A 16575-nucleotide genomic window follows, 5' to 3' on the forward strand; every position below is an offset into this window, starting at 1 on the left:
ACCGCCGCCTGGCTGGCTTACGGGGGTGGAGGTCAGCCCTCGACCGTGACGCCCATGGAACGGGCGGTACCGGCGATGATCTTCTCCGCCTGGTCCAGGTCGTTGGCGTTGAGGTCGGGCATCTTGGTGGTGGCGATCTCACGGACCTGGTCACGCGTGATCTTCGCGACCTTGGTCTTGTGCGGCTCGCCGGAGCCCTTCTCCACGCCCGCGGCCTTGAGGATCATCTTGGCGGCCGGCGGCGTCTTGGTGATGAAGGTGAAGGAGCGGTCCTCGTAGACCGTGATCTCCACCGGGATGACCCAGCCGCGCTGCGACTCGGTCGCGGCGTTGTAGGCCTTGCAGAACTCCATGATGTTGACGCCGTGCTGACCCAGCGCGGGGCCGACCGGCGGAGCCGGGTTCGCGGCACCGGCCTGGATCTGGAGCTTGATGAGCCCCGTGACCTTCTTCTTCTTGGGAGGCATAGCTCTCCGGGTCCTTTCGATTCGGGTCCTGCCCGCATTCGGGAGCTACCCGGACACAGGCATACCGCACAACGATAACGGGTATAGATGCGCGGCCAAAAACCGAGCAGGTCAGACGCCGCGCGAGCGGGCGCCTGACCTGGTCGGAAGTAGTACGTCCAGAGGAGTGCGGAGTACCGGTGGGGTACTAGTTCTTCTGGATCTGGTCGAAGCTCAGCTCGACCGGGGTCTCGCGGCCGAAGATCTCGACGAGGCCCTTGACCTTCTTCGAGTCGGCGTTGATCTCGTTGATCGTGGCCTGGAGGGTGGCGAAGGGGCCGTCGGTGACGGTGACCGAGTCGCCGACCTCGAAGTCCAGCACCTGGACCTCGACCTTGCGCTGCGGCGCCGGCTTGCCCTCGGCCTCGGCGGCCTCGCGGGCGGCCTTCTCCTCGGCCTCCGGGGCGAGCATCTTGACGATCTCGTCCAGCGTCAGCGGGTACGGGTCGTAGGCGTTGCCGACGAAGCCGGTGACACCGGGGGTGTTGCGGACGACGCCCCAGGACTCGTTGGTGAGGTCCATGCGGACCAGCACGTAGCCGGGGAGCTTGTTCTGGCGGATCGTCTTGCGGTCGCCGTTCTTGATCTGGACGACCTCTTCCTGCGGCACCTCGGCCTGGAAGATGTAGTCCTCGACGTTGAGCGAGACGGCGCGCTGCTCGAGGTTGGTCTTCACGCGGTTCTCGTAACCGGCGTAGGTGTGGATGACGTACCACTCGCCGGGCAGGACGCGCAGCTCCTGGCGGAGCTTCTCGATCGGGTCGATGTCGGGCTCGTCGGCCTCGGCCTCGTCCGCACCGGCTTCGGTCTCGGCTTCACCGGCCGACTCGGCGGTCTCGTCCGCTTCCGCGTCCGTCTCCGCCTCGTCCGCCTGGTCCGTCTCCGCGACGACGGTGTCGTCGGCAGCCTCGGCCTCGGCGGAGGCCTCGGTGTCCTCGTTGTCGGCGCCCTCGACGGTGCCGAGCTCGTCCTCGACGGACTCGACCGGCTCGATGGCGTCGTTCACGTTCGGGTCAGACACTGTGGCTGCTTCTTCCTGGATACATAGGGGTGGAACACGCGAAAGGGGCGCCGGGTACCTCGGCGCCCTTCGCTCTCGACTCAGCCGAAGACGTACTTGGCGGCGTGAGAGAAGCCATAGTCAATCAGAGTCACCAGGCCGATCATGATGACCACGAAAACGATCACCACGGTGGTGTACGTCGTCAGCTGGTTGCGGCTGGGCCAGACGACCTTGCGCAGTTCCGCGACGATCTGGCGGTAGAAGAGCGCGAGCCGCTTCAGCGGGCCCTTCTTGCCTCGCTTGCCGCCTTTGCGGGACTTCTTGGAGTCCGGCGCCTCGTCCTGGGCATCAGGCATGTCGATGGAGCCCACGGCGTCCGTCACTCGTCCTCACCTGATTCCGGGTCGTGGCCGTGCCGCGCCCGGTTGGAGCCGCACGGCGGTGCATTGCTGTACGTACCTGCGCACACAATCCTGGCGATGGTGTGTGTAGCAGGGCCGGAGGGACTTGAACCCCCAACCGCTGGTTTTGGAGACCAGTGCTCTACCAATTGAGCTACGACCCTTTGTTCGTCCCCCAACGTACCGCATCCGCCCGGATGCTCGGTGTGCACCGGATGATCGCGGGCCGCTGAAGGCCAACGAGGTGAGAGTGTACGTGCTCACGGGCCGGGCGTCGAACAGAAAGCACGTCCGGACTGATGTTCAGGCCGTGGACCGGACTGGAGTTCAGGGCGTGGACCGGTCCGGTTCAGTCCGTGAAACCCCTGTGCCCGTGAGGTTTCCGGTCTGGAACGATGGGGTCATGAGCGCTGCAACCCCTCCCACCGAGCGCCGGGTCTCCGCCCGAGTCGGCGCGATCTCCGAGTCCGCGACCCTCGCCGTGGACGCCAAGGCCAAGGCCCTCAAGGCCGCCGGACGTCCCGTGATCGGCTTCGGCGCGGGTGAGCCCGACTTCCCGACGCCGGACTACATCGTCGAGGCCGCCGTCGAGGCGTGCAAGAACCCGAAGTTCCACCGCTACACGCCGGCCGGCGGGCTGCCCGAGCTGAAGGCCGCCATCGCCGCGAAGACGCTGCGCGACTCCGGCTACGAGGTCGACCCGTCGCAGATCCTCGTCACCAACGGCGGCAAGCAGGCCATCTACGAGGCGTTCGCCGCGATCCTCGACCCGGGCGACGAGGTCATCGTCCCGGCGCCGTACTGGACGACGTACCCGGAGTCGATCCGGCTGGCCGGCGGTGTCCCGGTCGAGGTCGTCGCCGACGAGACCACCGGCTACCGCGTGACGGTGGAGCAGCTGGAGGCGGCGCGCACCGAGAAGACCAAGGTCGTTCTCTTCGTGTCGCCGTCGAACCCGACGGGCGCGGTGTACAGCGAGGCCGAGACCGAGGCGATCGGCAAGTGGGCCGTGGAGCACGGCCTGTGGGTGCTGACCGACGAGATCTACGAGCACCTCGTCTACGGCGACGCCGTCTCCGTGTCCCTGCCGGCGCTGCTGCCCGAGCTGCGCGACAAGTGCGTCGTGGTCAACGGCGTGGCGAAGACGTACGCGATGACCGGCTGGCGGGTCGGGTGGATCATCGGCCCGAAGGACGTCGTCAAGGCGGCCACCAACCTCCAGTCGCATGCCACGTCCAACGTGGCGAACGTGTCCCAGGCGGCGGCGCTGGCCGCGGTCTCCGGTGACCTGGACGCCGTGGCGAAGATGCGGGAGGCCTTCGACCGCCGCCGCCAGACCATCGTGCGGATGCTGAACGAGATCGACGGCGTGCTCTGCCCGGAGCCCGAGGGCGCGTTCTACGCCTACCCGTCGGTGAAGGCGCTGCTCGGCAAGGAGATCCGCGGCAAGCGCCCGCAGGACTCGGTCGAGCTGGCCGCGCTGATCCTGGAGGAGGCCGAGGTCGCGGTGGTGCCGGGCGAGGCGTTCGGCACGCCGGGGTACCTGCGGCTGTCGTACGCGCTCGGGGACGAGGACCTGGTCGAGGGCGTGAGCCGGATCCAGAAGCTGCTGGCGGAGGCGCGGGACTGACCGTCCTCCCGCTCGCGGGGCCGCACCGGAACGTTCCGGTGCGGCCCTGTTTGTTTGTGCGAGCAAGACCACGTACGGGGAAAGTGCTGTCGGGCCGGGCGTGTCGTGCGGCAGGATCCTCAGATGGAGCGTGTACGTGATGTCTCTGAACTGCCCAAGGCCCATCTCCACCTGCACTTCACCGGGTCGATGCGGCCCACCACCCTGCTGGAACTGGCCGACAAGCACGGCGTACGGCTGCCCGAGACGCTGACCGAGGCGCTGGGCCGCGGGGAGTCGCCGAAGCTGCGGGCGACGGACGAGCGGGGCTGGTTCCGCTTCCAGCGGCTGTACGACGCGGCGCGATCGTGCCTCCAGGCGCCGGAGGACATCCAGCGGCTGGTGCGGGAGGCCGCGGAGGAGGATCTGAAGGACGGCTCGGGCTGGCTGGAGATCCAGGTCGACCCGACGTCGTACGCGCCGCGGCTGGGCGGGCTGATCCCGGCGCTGGAGATCATCCTGGACGCGGTGGAGACGACCGTGCGGGACACCGGGATCGGGATGCGGGTGCTGGTCGCCGCGAACCGGATGAAGCACCCGCTGGACGCGCGGACGCTGGCACGGCTGGCGGTGCGGTACGCGGACCGGGGCGTGGTGGGCTTCGGGCTCTCGAACGACGAACGGCGCGGGATGGCCCGGGACTTCGACCGGGCGTTCGCGATCGCGCGGGACGGGGGCCTGCTGTCCGCGCCGCACGGGGGTGAGCTGACCGGTCCGGCGTCGGTGCGGGACTGCCTGGACGACCTGGAGGCGGACCGGATCGGGCACGGCGTGCGGGCGGCGGAGGACCCGCGGCTGCTGAAGCGGCTGGCGGACCGGCAGGTGACGTGCGAGGTGTGCCCGGCGTCGAACGTCGCGCTGGGCGTGTACGAGAAGCCGGAGGACGTGCCGCTGCGGAGGCTGTTCGAGGCAGGGGTGCCGATGGCGCTGGGCGCGGACGACCCGCTGCTGTTCGGGGCCCGGCTGGCCGCCCAGTACGAGATCGCGCGCGAGCACCACGGCTTCACGGACGCGGAGCTGGCGGAACTGGCACGGCAGTCGGTGCGGGGGTCGGCGGCGCCGGAGGAGATGAAGGCGAAGCTGCTGGCAGGCGTGGACGACTGGCTCGCGGCGTAACCGCCCCCGCTGCGGGCGGGCCCCGGGCTGCGTGGGCGGGCTTCCGCTGCGGGGAGTCGTGGCCCCCCCCCAGTGCCTGAACGGCCTGGGAGGCACCCCCAGGGCGGCACGGGCGGGCGGTCGGGGCACCTCCCGCTCGAGCGGAGCCGAGAGCGGGGGAGGCACCCCGACGCCGGGCACGCTCCCCGTCTCCGCGCCCACACCCACGCCGGGTGACGGCGAAGAAACACCGGGGCTAGAGCGCGACCCCCACCGTCACCGGTTCGTTGACCAGCGTGACGCCGAAGGCCTCGCGGACCCCGGCGACGACCTCACGGGCCAGCGCGAGCAGGTCCTCGGTCGTCGCCTCGCCCCGGTTGGTGAGCGCGAGCGTGTGCTTGCCGGAGATGCGGGCGGGACCCGTGCCGTACCCCTTGGTGAAGCCCGCCCTGTCGATCAGCCAGGCCGCGGAGGTCTTGACCCGCCCCTCCCCGGCCGGGAAGGCGGGCGGCTCGACGGCATCACCGAGGCGCTCGGCGACGCGTGAGCGGAACGCGGCGAACTCCTCGTCCGTGAGGATCGGGTTGGTGAAGAACGACCCGGCCGACCAGGTGTCGTGGTCGTCGGGGTCCAGCACCATCCCCTTCCCCGCCCTCAGCTTCAGCACCGTCTCCCGGGCGGCCGTCAGCGGCACCCGGTCGCCCGCCTCGACGCCGAGGGCGCGGGCCGTCTCGGCGTAGCGCAGCGGCGCGGAGAGGCCGCCGGCGTCCTCCAGCTCGAAGCGGACCCGCAGGACGACATACCGGTCGGGCTCCGCCTTGAAGCGGCTGTGACGGTAGGAGAAGGCGCAGTCGGCGTTGGAGAGGGCGACCGTCTCGCGGCTCCTGCGGTCGTAGGCGGTGACCTCGGTGACCGTGGCGGACACCTCCTGGCCGTACGCGCCGACGTTCTGGATCGGGGTCGCGCCGGCCGAGCCGGGGATGCCGGCCAGGCACTCGACGCCCGCCAGGCCCGCCTCGACGGTGCGGGCGACCGCGTCGGTCCAGATCTCGCCGGCCGCCAGCTCGAGTGTCGTGCCGTCGAGGCGGAAGCCGCGGGTGGCGATGTGCAGGGCGGTGCCGTCGAAGCCCTTGTCGCCGATGACCAGGTTGGATCCGCCGCCGATGAGCAGCAGTGGGGTGCCGGTGTCGTCGGCCTCGCGGACGGCGGCGATCACCTCGGCGTCGGTCGTGGCCGTGACCAGCCGGGTGGCGGGCCCGCCGAGTCGGAAGGTGGTCAGGGGGGCGAGGGGCGCGTCGTGGAGTTCCTGCACGCGCTCAAGACTACGAGACGGCGCCGACAGCGCAGGGCGGCGGGAAACCGGGAAACACGGACAATACGGAGATCACGGGAAGCGCAGGAAGCACGGGAGGCACGGGAGGCACGGGACTCACAGGAAACACAGGAAGCACGGGCAACGCCCCGGCCGGTCGGCCGGGGCGTTGCCGGGTGGGGCTTCGGCCGCGCGCGTCCTCAGGTCAGGCGCCTGCGCACCTCCGCCCAGCTCACCGGCAGCTCGTCGCTCGACGCCGGCCAGGAGGCGAACTTCGAGCCCCGCATCTGCGCCGACAGCCCCCGGGAGGCCGGCGCGTGGGTGCCGGAGCGGGCGAAGGTCTTGAGGGCCTCGGGCGACTCCCAGGCGGAGAGCGTCCAGAAGGTCCGCTTGAAGGGTTCCGCCTTCAGTGAGGCGCCGTACGCTCCGGGGGCGCTCTTGACCTGCCGCCACACGCCCGGCGTCCGCACGAGGAACGTGAGCGCTCCCCACAGGGTGCGGGTCTCGAAGCGGGAGGCGAAGACGTGGACCTCGGTGGCCCGCGGCGGCCGGTTCGGCACGGTCCAGGGAAGGGTGGGCATGTCGTGCTCCTCTCGTGTCGGGTGCCGTGCGGTCAGTGCTGGGGCGGCGTCGGTCCCGTGGTGGCGAGGGCCGGTTCGGGGGCCGTCTCCGTCGTCGGTGCGGCCGTGGGGCCCTGTCCCCCGGTGCGGCGGCGTGCGGGGATGAGCAGGACCGCGACACCGCCGAGGGCCACCATCGCGGCGCCCACCGCGGTGGCGGGCCGCAGCCCGTCGACGAAGGACTGCGCGGACTCGTAGCCGCCCTGCGCCGCGAAGATCGACGACATGACCGCGATACCGAGCGCGCCGCCCACCTCGCGCAGCGCGTTGTTGGCGCCGGAGGCGATGCCCTGCTCCTTGGCGGCGACGCTGGACATCACCAGCGCGGAGGCGGGGGCGAAGTAGAGGGCCATGCCGATCCCGCTGATGATCAGACCGGGCAGCTGGATCGCGTAGGAGGCGTCGGCCGTGATCACGGAGGCCAGGTAGCCGAGGCCGGCCGCTTGGAGGAAGAGACCCGTCGCGACGACGGGGCGGCCTCCGATGCGGTCCGAGAGGATGCCGGCGATCGGCGCGACCAGCATCGGCATCCCGGTCCAGGGCAGCATGCGCAGGCCCGCCTCGGTCGGCGAGTAGCCGAGCACCCCCTGCATGTACTGGCTGAGCAGGAAGATCGAGCCGAACATGCCGAGGAACATCAGCAGGCTCGCCGCGTTGATGCCGGAGAAGGCCCGGGAGCGGAACAGCCGCATGGGGAGCATCGGGTTCCTGGCCCGGGTGCTGTAGAGGACGAAGCCGACGAGGAGCGCGGCCCCGGCGAACAGGGCGGTCAGCACGACGGTGCCGGACCAGCCGTCGACGGGCCCGCGGACCAGGCCGTAGACGATGCCGAAGAGTCCGCCGCTGGCGAGCAGGGTGCCGGGTATGTCGAGCGGAGCGCCGGTGCCGTGCGACTCGGCGAGGCGGAGCCGGGCGAGGGGCAGCAGGGCCAGCCCCAGCGGGACGTTCAGCCAGAAGATGAACTGCCACGAGATGTGCTCGGTGAGGCTGCCGCCGACCAGCGGCCCGGAGGCCACGGCGAGTCCGTTGACCGCGCCCCAGATGCCGTACGCCATTCCGCGGCGTTCGGCGGGGACCGCGGCTGTGAGCAGGGTCAACGTCAGCGGCATCATGATCGCCGCGCCGACGCCCTGCGCCGCGCGGGCGGCGATGAGCGAGTCGATGCCGGGTGCCATGGCCGCGGCGGCGGACGCGCCGGTGAAGACGGTGATGCCGACGAGGAAGAGCCTGCGGCGGCCGAAGCGGTCGCCGAGGGCCGCGCCGAACATCAGCAGGACGGCGAAGGTGAGCGTGTAGGCGCTCACGGTCCATTCCAGGTCGTGCAGCGCGCCGCCCAGGTCTTCGCGGATGGAGGGCAGGGCGGTGGTGACGACGAGGTTGTCCAGGGCCGCCATGAAACCGGCGACGCTGGTGATGACGAGGGCCCAGGCGGCGCCCCCGCGACGTGCGTTCTGCTGTGACATCTCTCCCCCAGAGTGATGTGCGACGTCAAGCCTTCATGTAGTTATCGATCACTAACTTCTGCGGTCACACGAACGCGGGGCACGGGTGCCCCGATCTCCTACTCCTGCGGTCCGTCCGCCGGCCGTCCGGACGGGTAGATCCCTTCCCACACCCGGTGCTCGGGCGGAAAACCCATGGCCGACAGGCAGTTGATGAGCATGCCGTAGGCCAGGAACCCCGTCGTCTCGCCGACGTCGGCCCCCAGCGGCAGATGCACGGTGTCCCACAGCCGCATCCACCCGGTGCGCACCGACTCACCGAACTCGCGGTCGCCCTCCTGCTCGGCGGCCGCCACGGCCAGATACATCTGCATCTGCATCATCAGCCGCTCGGGATGCTCACCGATGGCCACCTGGTACGCCCGCCCCATCGCGTGCAGCGCGTCCTCGCCGTGCAGCCCTTCGGAGGCCTTCTCGAACATGCGGACGGTCTCGTCCACGCAGCGGTCCGCCGCCGCGAGGAAGATCGCCTTCTTGCCCGGGAAGAGCCGGAAGAGGTACGGCTGCGAGACACCGACACGCTTGGCGATCGCCTCGGTGGAGGTGCCGTAGTAGCCACCTCGCGCGAATTCGGCCATCGCCGCGCGGATGACGCTCTCGCGCCTCTCCTCTGCACTCATCCGGACCATGGAAATGAAGTTAGTACTCAATCACTAACTTCGTCAAGCCGTCACCGGCACCCGGTTCCGCGGGGCACGGCAGGGGGCGCCCTCCCGGGGGGCGCCCTCCCGGGGGCGCCCCTCGCGCAGGCCGGCTCAGGCCAGCCGGACGACCGCCCTGGACATGCCGAGGACCTTCTGGCCGCCGCTGGTGGCCGTGAGGTCGACGCGGACGGTGTTGTCGTCGAGCTTGGCCGCGACCTTGCCGCCGACCTCGATCACGGCACCCCGATCGTCGTTCGGGACGACGACGGGCCGGGTGAAGCGGACGCCGTACTCGACGACCGAGCCGGGGTCGCCGGTCCAGTCGGTGACCACGCGGATCGCCTCGGCCATGGTGAACATGCCGTGTGCGATGACGTCCGGCAGGCCCACCTCCCTGGCGAACTTCTCGTTCCAGTGGATCGGGTTGAAGTCGCCGGAGGCGCCCGCGTACCGCACGAGCGTGGCGCGGTCCACGGGGAAGCTCTGCGCGGGCAGTTCGGTGCCGACCTCGACGTCGGCGTACGCGACCTTCGCCGTCGCGGGCTGCGTGTGGGGCTGCGTGAGGTTCTGCGTGTGGGGCTGCGTCATGGGGATGCTCACGCCTCCTCGGCCGCGCGGGCCACGAGCTTGGTCCAGGCGGTCACGACGTGCTCGCCGGCCTCGTCGTGGACCTCGCCGCGGATGTCAAGGATGTCGTTGCCGGCCATCGACTTGATCGCCTCGATGGTCGAGGTGACGGTGAGCCGGTCACCGGCCCGCACGGGGCGGACGTAGGCGAACTTCTGGTCGCCGTGCACCACCCGGCTGTAGTCCAGCCCGAGCTGCGGGTCCTCGATGACCTGGCCGGCCGCCTTGAACGTGATCGAGAACACGAAGGTCGGCGGAGCGATCACATCCGGATGACCGAGCGCCTTCGCGGCCTCCGTGTCGGTGTACGCCGGGTTGGCGTCCCCCACGGCCTCCGCGAACTCACGGATCTTCTCCCGGCCCACCTCATAGGGCGCGGTGGGCGGATAGGTCCGCCCCACGAACGACTGGTCGAGCGCCATGGACTCGCAACCTCCTGCTGCTGCTCTTCGTAGCGGTGCCGACGATGGGCGGGGACAACGACACGAGGCCGCCCCCAGACATCGGGGACGGCCTCGTGTACGAGCCTGATTTATCGCGTCTCGCGGTGCGCAGTGTGCGCGTTGCAACGCGGGCAGTGCTTCTTCATCTCCAGTCGGTCCGGGTTGTTACGCCGGTTCTTCTTGGTGATGTAGTTCCGCTCCTTGCACTCCACGCAGGCCAGCGTGATCTTCGGGCGGACGTCGGTGGCAGCCACGTGAGTGCACTCCTTGACGAACGGATTGATGTTATTAACGCAGAAAAGAGTAGCCGACTGAAGGACCGACCCCGCAATCGGCTACTGAGAGTAGCGGTGACCGGACTTGAACCGGTGACACAGCGATTATGAGCCGCTTGCTCTACCGACTGAGCTACACCGCTGTGATGCGATCGGGCCCCGCCTCGCGACGGGAACCTTTCACACCAGAGCCCCAAAACGGAATCGAACCGTTGACCTTCTCCTTACCATGGAGACGCTCTGCCGACTGAGCTATTGGGGCGAGCGATGAAGACATTACACGGTCGCCCGCCGTTCGCCCAAATCCGTTTCGTCGACCCTGCCCCGACCCGTCCCGGAGGCCGCGGAGCGGTCCGACCACAGGAGACGGCACCGGTACGACTATTGCGCTCCTCCGCGCCACGGGCTGATCACCGTCCTAGGCTCGACTCACTCTGCGTGATCTTGCGTCCCCACTGCGCAGCCCCGAGCCCAGAGGAGCGCGATGCCCGACAGCCAGCCGCAGCCGCCCCACTCGGCCTCCCCCTCGGACGCCGCCGACCGGGCCTCGCTCCTGCTCACCGGGGCCCGGCTCGCCGACGGCCGGACCGTGGACGTACGGCTCCACGGCGGGCGCATCGAGGCGGTCGGCACGGCCGGCAGCCTGACCCCACGGCGCGCACCCGGCCCCGGCGGCAGGGCGGACCCTGGCGGCCGGGCGGATCCGGGTGGTCATGATCCGGACTCGGGCCGTCATGACCCGGACTCGGGCGGTCATCACCCGGGCTCGGGCCGTCATCACCCGGACCCGGGCGGTCATCTGGACCTGGGTGGCTACCTCCTCCTCCCCGCCCCCGCCGATCCGCACGTCCACGCCGACACGGCGCTCACGGCCGATGTCCCGGGCCCCGTCTCCTACGACCCCGACGACGTCCGGCGCCGGGCCACGGAGGCGGGCCTGCTCCAGCTGGGACACGGCGCCACCGCGCTCCGGGCGCATGTGCGGGTGGGCGACGTCGCGGGCCTGGGTGCCCTGACCGCCGTACTGCGGACCCGGCGCTCGCTGCGCGGGCTCGCCGAACTGACCGCGGTGGCGATGCCGAGGGTGCTCACCGGAGTGGCCGGTGCCGACGGCCTGGCGATACTGCGGGACGCGGTCAAGATGGGCGCGGACGTGGTGGGCGGGTGCCCGGACCTGGACCCCGACCCGACGGGGTACGTGGAGGCCGTCCTCGAGGTCGCCGCCGAGCACGGCTGCCCGGTCGACCTGCACACGGACGCCGCCGACCCCGTGCGGCTGGCCCGTCTGGCGGCCATGGCGGGCGGGCTGCGCCCCGGGGTGGCCATCGGACCCTGCGACGGCCTGGGCCGGCTCCCGGCCGAGGCGGTCTCCCGGGCCGCGGACCAGCTCGCGGCGGCCGGAGTGACGGTGGTCTGCCTGCCCCAGGGTGCCTGCGTGCCGTCGGACCATCCCGACGGCACGGCTCCCGTACGGCTGCTGCGGGCGGCCGGGGTACGGGTCACCGCCGGGAGCGGCGCGCTGCGGGACGTGTCCAACCCGGTCGGGCGGGGCGACCCCCTGGAGGCCGCCTATCTGCTGGCCTCGCGCCACGGGCTGCGCCCCGAGGAGGCGTACGACGCGGTGAGCGCGGCGGCACGGGCGGCTCTCGGGCTGCCCGAGGTACGGGTGGAGGCGGGCTTCCCGGCCGAACTCCTCGCCGTACGCGGGGACCGGCTGGCGGGCGCGCTGTCGCTGGCGTACAGCCGGATCGTGGTGCACCGGGGGCGCGTGGTGGCGCGGACCAGCGCGGTACGGGAGTACGGCGACTCCTGCGCACCGTCCGACCTGGGACTGCCTCGGCAGGGACGCAGCGGACGCGGACGACGTGACGGTCACGGCGGGCCGGGCGGGCGTGGCGACCTGGCCTGAGCGCCTGAGGACCGGACCGGATACCAGGGGCGAACCGGGGCGGCAGGCCCTGAACCCACGCGGCGACGGGCGGTGGGCCTGCGCGGTACTGGGCCTCCGCGGCCGCCGGCGAAGTCGTGGGGCGGGGGCGCGGGCGGTCGTCGGGGCGTACGGTCGAAGACATGCGCATTGTCATCGCTGGTGGTCATGGTCAGATCGCGCTGCGGCTGGAGCGGTTGCTCACCGCGCGCGGTGACGAGGTGGCGGGCATCGTCCGCAAGGCCGAGCAGGCCGACGATCTGCGTGCGGCGGGCGCCGAACCGGTCGTGCTGGACCTGGAGTCGGCCTCGGTCGAAGAAGTGGCGGAGCGGCTGCGGGGCGCGGACGCGGCGGTCTTCGCGGCGGGGGCTGGTCCCGGCAGTGGAGTGGCCCGCAAGGACACGGTGGACAAGGCGGCGGCCGTCCTCTTCGCGGACGCGGCGGTCCGGGCGGGCGTACGGCGCTTCCTCGTCGTGTCGTCCATGGGCGCGGACCCCCGGCACCAGGGGGACGAGATCTTCGACGTCTACCTGCGCGCCAAGGGCGAGGCCGACGCGTACGTGAGCTCCCAGGACGCCCTGGACTGGACGATTCTGCGCCCCGGCGCCCTGACGGACGACGCGGGCACGGGCCTCGTACGCCTGGAGGCGCACACCGGGCGCGGTCCCGTACCGCGCGACGACGTCGCCGCCGTCCTCGCGGAACTGGTCGACACCCCGGCCACCAACGGCCTGACCCTGGAGCTGATCAGCGGCTCGGCGCCGGTGTCGGTGGCGGTGAAGTCGGTGGCCGGGAACTGAGGGACGGCGCGGTGCGTGCGGGCACGGCGGCACGGGCCCGCGGCCCGAGGGGCGGAGTCAGAAGAGCGGCAGCTGTCCGGGGAAGTCGGGGACGACGTACCCGTCCAAGGACGGCTGCACCGCTCCGAGTTGCGCCGACCGACGCGAACCGGGGCAGGACACGAGCTCACCGCTCCCCCGTGCGCCGGACGGGTCATGGCGCGCGTACCGCCCCGCGACCACGGCGATCTCGCGACGGCACTCGGGGCAGGTTCTGCGACGGGAGGACGAGACCATGACACCAGTCTGCCCGCCGAGCGCGCCCCCGGAGCCGCCCCACGGACCGCACTCCCGCACCCGCGCATGACGAAGGGCCCCGTGACCTGCTGTTCGGGCAGGTCACGGGGCCCTTTCGTTCCCGTGTGGCGGCGCCAGGATTCGAACCTGGGAAGGCTGAGCCGGCAGATTTACAGTCTGCTCCCTTTGGCCGCTCGGGCACACCGCCGGGGGTCGCTGCCCGTCGAACCGCTTTGGGGCGGTGCTCCGTGGCAACGACGTAAACAATACCTGATGTGGAGGGGTGCTTCGCCACCCGATTGATCGCCGCTCGGGACGCGGCGGGTGACTAGGCTTGTGCGGATGCGGCCGAGGACCCTGCCGGGGCCGGCGGCCGTCGACGTATGCCGGTACGGACCCGATACGCGGCCCGACACTCACCCAGATACAAGGAGCCACAGGACATGGCCGACTCCAGTTTCGACATCGTCTCGAAGGTCGAGCGGCAGGAGGTCGACAACGCCCTCAACCAGGCCGCCAAGGAGATCTCGCAGCGCTACGACTTCAAGGGCGTGGGCGCCTCGATCTCGTGGTCCGGGGAGAAAATCCTCATGGAGGCCAACTCCGAGGACCGGGTGAGCGCCATCCTCGACGTCTTCCAGTCCAAGCTGATCAAGCGCGGTATCTCGCTCAAGGCTCTGGACGCGGGCGAGCCCCAGCTCTCCGGCAAGGAGTACAAGATCTTCGCGTCGATCGAGGAGGGCATCTCCCAGGACAACGCGAAGAAGGTGGCCAAGCTCATCCGCGACGAGGGTCCCAAGGGCGTGAAGGCCCAGGTGCAGGGCGAGGAACTGCGGGTCTCCTCGAAGAGCCGGGACGACCTGCAGACCGTGATCGCCCTGCTGAAGGGCCAAGACTTCGACTTCGCGCTGCAGTTCGTGAACTACCGGTGAGGCGCTGAGCCGACGACGCGGGCCGGCAGACCGGCCTCCGTTGACGGGAACTGACGGGGACTGACGGGAAAGGGTGCGCACCCGGCGGTGCGCACCCTTTCCCGTTCCGCGTTCCGCGTCCCGTCGTGCCTCGTCCGGTCCGCGCGTGCTCAGTCGCGCGAGTTGCCGAACAGGAGCCGGTAGGCGATCAGGAGCACCAGCGAACCGCCGATCGCCGCGGCCCAGGTCGCACCGTCGTAGAAGTCCTTGCTGATCGGGTGGTCCAGCCAGCGGGCCGATATCCAGCCGCCGATGAACGCGCCGGCGATGCCGATGAAGGTGGTGCCGATGAATCCTCCGGGGTCGCGGCCCGGCAGCAGGAACTTGGCGATGGCTCCGGCCAACAGTCCGAGAATGATCCAGCTGATGACGGTCATGCCGTGACCCTGCCCTTTCTTGCTGTGCCCGCACTGTGCCAGTGCTGTGGGCTCGTTCCTCCGCGGTGTTCATGTCCTCTTGATGGAGAGGACGTTCCGACCGCGCCGGGTGGTTGCGCCGATCAGTAGGGTGCCACGCATGACACCTGCGGGTTCGAGTCTGCGTCGCACCCTCGGTCTCGGCGACGCCGTCGTCGTCGGGCTCGGTTCCATGATCGGTGCCGGGATCTTCGCCGCCCTGGCGCCGGCGGCACGCGCCGCCGGCTCGGGGCTGCTCCTCGCCCTCGCCGTGGCAGCCGTCGTCGCCTACTGCAACGCCATGTCGTCCGCCCGGCTGGCCGTCCGGTATCCGGCCTCGGGCGGCACCTACGTCTACGGACGTGAGCGGCTCGGGGAGTTCTGGGGCGTTCTCGCGGGCTGGTCGTTCATCGTCGGGAAGACGGCCTCCTGTGCTGCCATGGCGCTCACCGTGGGCGCGTACGTCTGGCCGGAGCAGGCGCACGTGGTGGCGGTCGCGGCCGTGGTGGCGCTGACCGCGGTGAACTACGGCGGGATCCAGAAGTCCGCCTGGCTGACGCGGGTGATCGTGGGCGTGGTGCTTGCTGTCCTCGCTTCCGTGGTGGTGGTGTGCCTGGGGTCGGGGCGGGCCGACGCCGGACGGCTGGACATCGGCCCGTCGGGCGGCACCGGCGGGGTCCTTCAGGCCGCCGGCCTGCTGTTCTTCGCGTTCGCGGGGTACGCGCGCATCGCGACTCTCGGTGAGGAGGTGCGGGACCCGCGGCGCACCATCGCTCGCGCGATCCCCCTGGCGCTCGGCCTCACCCTGGTCGTGTACGGGTGTGTCGCGGTGGCTGTCCTTTCCGTGCTGGGCTCGGCCGGTCTGGGGCAGGCGACGGCTCCCCTGGCCGACGCGGTACGGGCGGCCGGCCTGCCGGGGCTGGCACCGGTCGTGCGGGTGGGCGCCGCTGTGGCGGCGCTGGGTTCCCTGCTGGCGTTGATCCTGGGCGTTTCACGGACGACGCTGGCCATGGCCCGGGACCGCCACCTGCCCCGGGCGCTGGCCGCGGTGCATCCGCGGTTTCAGGTGCCGCACCGGGCGGAGCTGGCCGTGGGAGCGGTGGTAGCGGTCCTGGCGGCGACGGTGGACGTACGTGGGGCGATCGGCTTCTCCTCCTTCGGTGTGCTGGCGTACTACGCCGTGGCCAACGCGTCGGCCTGGACGCTCGACCCTTCGAGGACGTCCCGGGTCGTACCGGCTCTGGGACTGGCCGGGTGCGTGGTGCTGGCGTTCTCGCTGCCGGTGGTCTCGGTCGTCGTGGGTGTGGGTGTGCTGGCGGTGGGTGTGGTGGCGTACGGGGTGCGGGGGCAGCAGGTGCCGCGGTAGGCGAGTGTCTCCGCCCCGCGCCCTCGGTCACGGTGCCGTTGAGAGACGCTCTGCCGTCGCCCGGTGAGGCTCTCGATCGGGACAGCCTCAGGGCGCCTCTACGGGCGCCGTGCCCGTCGTGCCGGGCCGTCTCCCGGTCCGTAGGGGGAAGCCTGCCCACGGGGCCGCCGGTTCCGGCCCCTCGCTGGCCTCCTCGTACCAGCCCGCGCCGTCGACCCAGGCGCGCAGCCAGTCGGTGAGGCTCGGGGCGTCGACGTACCAGGCGTGGTCGGCGTCACCGGCGTTGGGTTCGAAGAGAAGCACCGTGGCCTGTGGGGAGCGGCAGTCGACGCATGCGTACATCGCACAGCCCCAGTGGGATATCGGCAGGACGCCCTCGGGCCAGGGCCAGTCGGGGTCCTTCGCGCCGCTCTCGCGGTTGGCCAGGTACTGGGCGACTGCGGCGGGCTCGCCCGAGGGCGGGCTGTCGAGCAGGGGCAACAGACCGTACTCCGGGCCGAATCCGCCGTCCCCTATGCGCAGGTACAGGTCGGCGAGCAGTGCGGGGAGGGGAAAGCCCAGGGCGGCCTCGGCGCGGGCCGACGTCGCCCCGTCCACGGGGGCGGGCAGGGATGCCCAGCCCCACGGGCGGGTGCTTCGCGCCTTGGCTGCCACCCGTTCCAGCAACTGCTCGTTCTCGGTCATGGATTCATGATGCAGGCCGCCGCCGACATCGCGGCGGGCCTGTGGACAACTCGGAAGTT

At 71.0% G+C, this 16575-nt stretch carries 19 protein-coding genes and 4 tRNA genes; 6 read left to right on the forward strand and 17 right to left on the reverse strand.

Annotated elements, in window-relative coordinates:
• Window positions 1–32: 32 nt before the first annotated feature.
• From rplK to OHA99_RS15055, 4 genes are all read right to left on the reverse strand, one after another.
• Window positions 33–467 (reverse strand): 50S ribosomal protein L11, encoded by a 435-nt coding sequence (gene rplK / locus OHA99_RS15040; protein WP_003974315.1) that lies wholly within the window; start codon window positions 465–467, stop codon window positions 33–35.
• Between the two features lie 187 nt (window positions 468–654).
• Window positions 655–1527: a transcription termination/antitermination protein NusG gene (gene nusG / locus OHA99_RS15045; protein WP_282881914.1), complete on the reverse strand. Its 873-nt coding sequence runs from the start codon at window positions 1525–1527 to the stop codon at window positions 655–657.
• 80 nt (window positions 1528–1607) lie between these two features.
• Window positions 1608–1892, reverse strand: coding sequence for a preprotein translocase subunit SecE (secE, locus tag OHA99_RS15050; RefSeq protein WP_153178422.1), 285 nt, complete (start codon window positions 1890–1892; stop codon window positions 1608–1610).
• Between the two features lie 109 nt (window positions 1893–2001).
• A tRNA-Trp gene (locus OHA99_RS15055) sits at window positions 2002–2074 on the reverse strand.
• Between the two features lie 239 nt (window positions 2075–2313).
• On the opposite strand from OHA99_RS15055, the gene OHA99_RS15060 reads away from it, so the two are divergent.
• Window positions 2314–3540 (forward strand): pyridoxal phosphate-dependent aminotransferase, encoded by a 1227-nt coding sequence (locus tag OHA99_RS15060; RefSeq protein ID WP_087789865.1) that lies wholly within the window; start codon window positions 2314–2316, stop codon window positions 3538–3540.
• A 123-nt stretch (window positions 3541–3663) separates the two neighbouring features.
• Window positions 3664–4695, forward strand: coding sequence for an adenosine deaminase (locus tag OHA99_RS15065; protein WP_153178423.1), 1032 nt, complete (start codon window positions 3664–3666; stop codon window positions 4693–4695).
• A gap of 235 nt (window positions 4696–4930) precedes the next feature.
• Here OHA99_RS15065 and OHA99_RS15070 read toward each other — a convergent pair whose 3' ends face one another.
• The 9 genes from OHA99_RS15070 to OHA99_RS15110 form a co-directional block, all read right to left on the reverse strand.
• On the reverse strand, window positions 4931–5986 hold the full coding sequence (locus OHA99_RS15070; RefSeq protein WP_153178424.1) for a UDP-N-acetylmuramate dehydrogenase: 1056 nt from the start codon (window positions 5984–5986) through the stop codon (window positions 4931–4933).
• A 200-nt stretch (window positions 5987–6186) separates the two neighbouring features.
• A complete protein-coding gene (locus tag OHA99_RS15075) occupies window positions 6187–6567 on the reverse strand; it encodes a DUF3291 domain-containing protein (RefSeq protein WP_153178425.1) in 381 nt (126 codons plus the stop codon).
• Window positions 6568–6599: 32 nt separating this feature from the next.
• Complete coding sequence (locus tag OHA99_RS15080) at window positions 6600–8069, reverse strand: MFS transporter (protein ID WP_153178426.1); 1470 nt, start codon at window positions 8067–8069, stop codon at window positions 6600–6602.
• A 98-nt stretch (window positions 8070–8167) separates the two neighbouring features.
• Window positions 8168–8737, reverse strand: coding sequence for a TetR/AcrR family transcriptional regulator (locus OHA99_RS15085; protein ID WP_153178427.1), 570 nt, complete (start codon window positions 8735–8737; stop codon window positions 8168–8170).
• A 126-nt stretch (window positions 8738–8863) separates the two neighbouring features.
• The gene (locus tag OHA99_RS15090) at window positions 8864–9340 is read right to left on the reverse strand and encodes a MaoC family dehydratase (protein ID WP_405696142.1); all 477 of its coding nucleotides are present in this window, start codon (window positions 9338–9340) and stop codon (window positions 8864–8866) included.
• A gap of 8 nt (window positions 9341–9348) precedes the next feature.
• Window positions 9349–9801 (reverse strand): MaoC family dehydratase N-terminal domain-containing protein, encoded by a 453-nt coding sequence (locus OHA99_RS15095; RefSeq protein WP_153178429.1) that lies wholly within the window; start codon window positions 9799–9801, stop codon window positions 9349–9351.
• A 110-nt stretch (window positions 9802–9911) separates the two neighbouring features.
• Entirely contained in the window at window positions 9912–10076 is a 165-nt protein-coding gene (rpmG, locus tag OHA99_RS15100) for a 50S ribosomal protein L33 (RefSeq protein WP_003948671.1), read from the reverse strand.
• A gap of 91 nt (window positions 10077–10167) precedes the next feature.
• A tRNA-Met gene (locus tag OHA99_RS15105) sits at window positions 10168–10240 on the reverse strand.
• Between the two features lie 46 nt (window positions 10241–10286).
• Window positions 10287–10359, reverse strand: a tRNA-Thr gene (locus OHA99_RS15110).
• Window positions 10360–10581: 222 nt separating this feature from the next.
• Between OHA99_RS15110 and OHA99_RS15115 the strand changes: the two genes are divergently transcribed.
• Together OHA99_RS15115 and OHA99_RS15120 are read left to right on the forward strand one after the other, a co-directional pair.
• Window positions 10582–12006: a hydrolase gene (locus tag OHA99_RS15115; RefSeq protein ID WP_381503255.1), complete on the forward strand. Its 1425-nt coding sequence runs from the start codon at window positions 10582–10584 to the stop codon at window positions 12004–12006.
• A gap of 161 nt (window positions 12007–12167) precedes the next feature.
• On the forward strand, window positions 12168–12824 hold the full coding sequence (locus OHA99_RS15120; RefSeq protein ID WP_405696144.1) for an SDR family oxidoreductase: 657 nt from the start codon (window positions 12168–12170) through the stop codon (window positions 12822–12824).
• 57 nt (window positions 12825–12881) lie between these two features.
• Here OHA99_RS15120 and OHA99_RS15125 read toward each other — a convergent pair whose 3' ends face one another.
• Together OHA99_RS15125 and OHA99_RS15130 are read right to left on the reverse strand one after the other, a co-directional pair.
• Complete coding sequence (locus tag OHA99_RS15125) at window positions 12882–13100, reverse strand: hypothetical protein (protein ID WP_153178432.1); 219 nt, start codon at window positions 13098–13100, stop codon at window positions 12882–12884.
• 126 nt (window positions 13101–13226) lie between these two features.
• Window positions 13227–13308 (reverse strand) — tRNA-Tyr (locus tag OHA99_RS15130).
• 235 nt (window positions 13309–13543) lie between these two features.
• Between OHA99_RS15130 and OHA99_RS15135 the strand changes: the two genes are divergently transcribed.
• Entirely contained in the window at window positions 13544–14032 is a 489-nt protein-coding gene (locus tag OHA99_RS15135) for a YajQ family cyclic di-GMP-binding protein (RefSeq protein ID WP_007443878.1), read from the forward strand.
• A 149-nt stretch (window positions 14033–14181) separates the two neighbouring features.
• On the opposite strand, the gene OHA99_RS15140 is transcribed toward OHA99_RS15135, so the two are convergent.
• The gene (locus tag OHA99_RS15140) at window positions 14182–14448 is read right to left on the reverse strand and encodes a GlsB/YeaQ/YmgE family stress response membrane protein (protein ID WP_007443893.1); all 267 of its coding nucleotides are present in this window, start codon (window positions 14446–14448) and stop codon (window positions 14182–14184) included.
• Window positions 14449–14587: 139 nt separating this feature from the next.
• Here OHA99_RS15140 and OHA99_RS15145 point away from each other — a divergent pair, with 139 nt between their 5' ends.
• On the forward strand, window positions 14588–15832 hold the full coding sequence (locus tag OHA99_RS15145) for an APC family permease (RefSeq protein WP_153178433.1): 1245 nt from the start codon (window positions 14588–14590) through the stop codon (window positions 15830–15832).
• A gap of 87 nt (window positions 15833–15919) precedes the next feature.
• Here the strand turns inward: OHA99_RS15145 and OHA99_RS15150 are convergent, their stop codons facing one another.
• Window positions 15920–16516, reverse strand: a complete 597-nt coding sequence (locus OHA99_RS15150; RefSeq protein WP_366473112.1) for an SMI1/KNR4 family protein — start codon at window positions 16514–16516, stop codon at window positions 15920–15922.
• Window positions 16517–16575: the final 59 nt, after the last annotated feature.

This window comes from Streptomyces coelicoflavus, assembly GCF_045041415.1.
Lineage (GTDB): Bacteria > Actinomycetota > Actinomycetes > Streptomycetales > Streptomycetaceae > Streptomyces > Streptomyces coelicoflavus.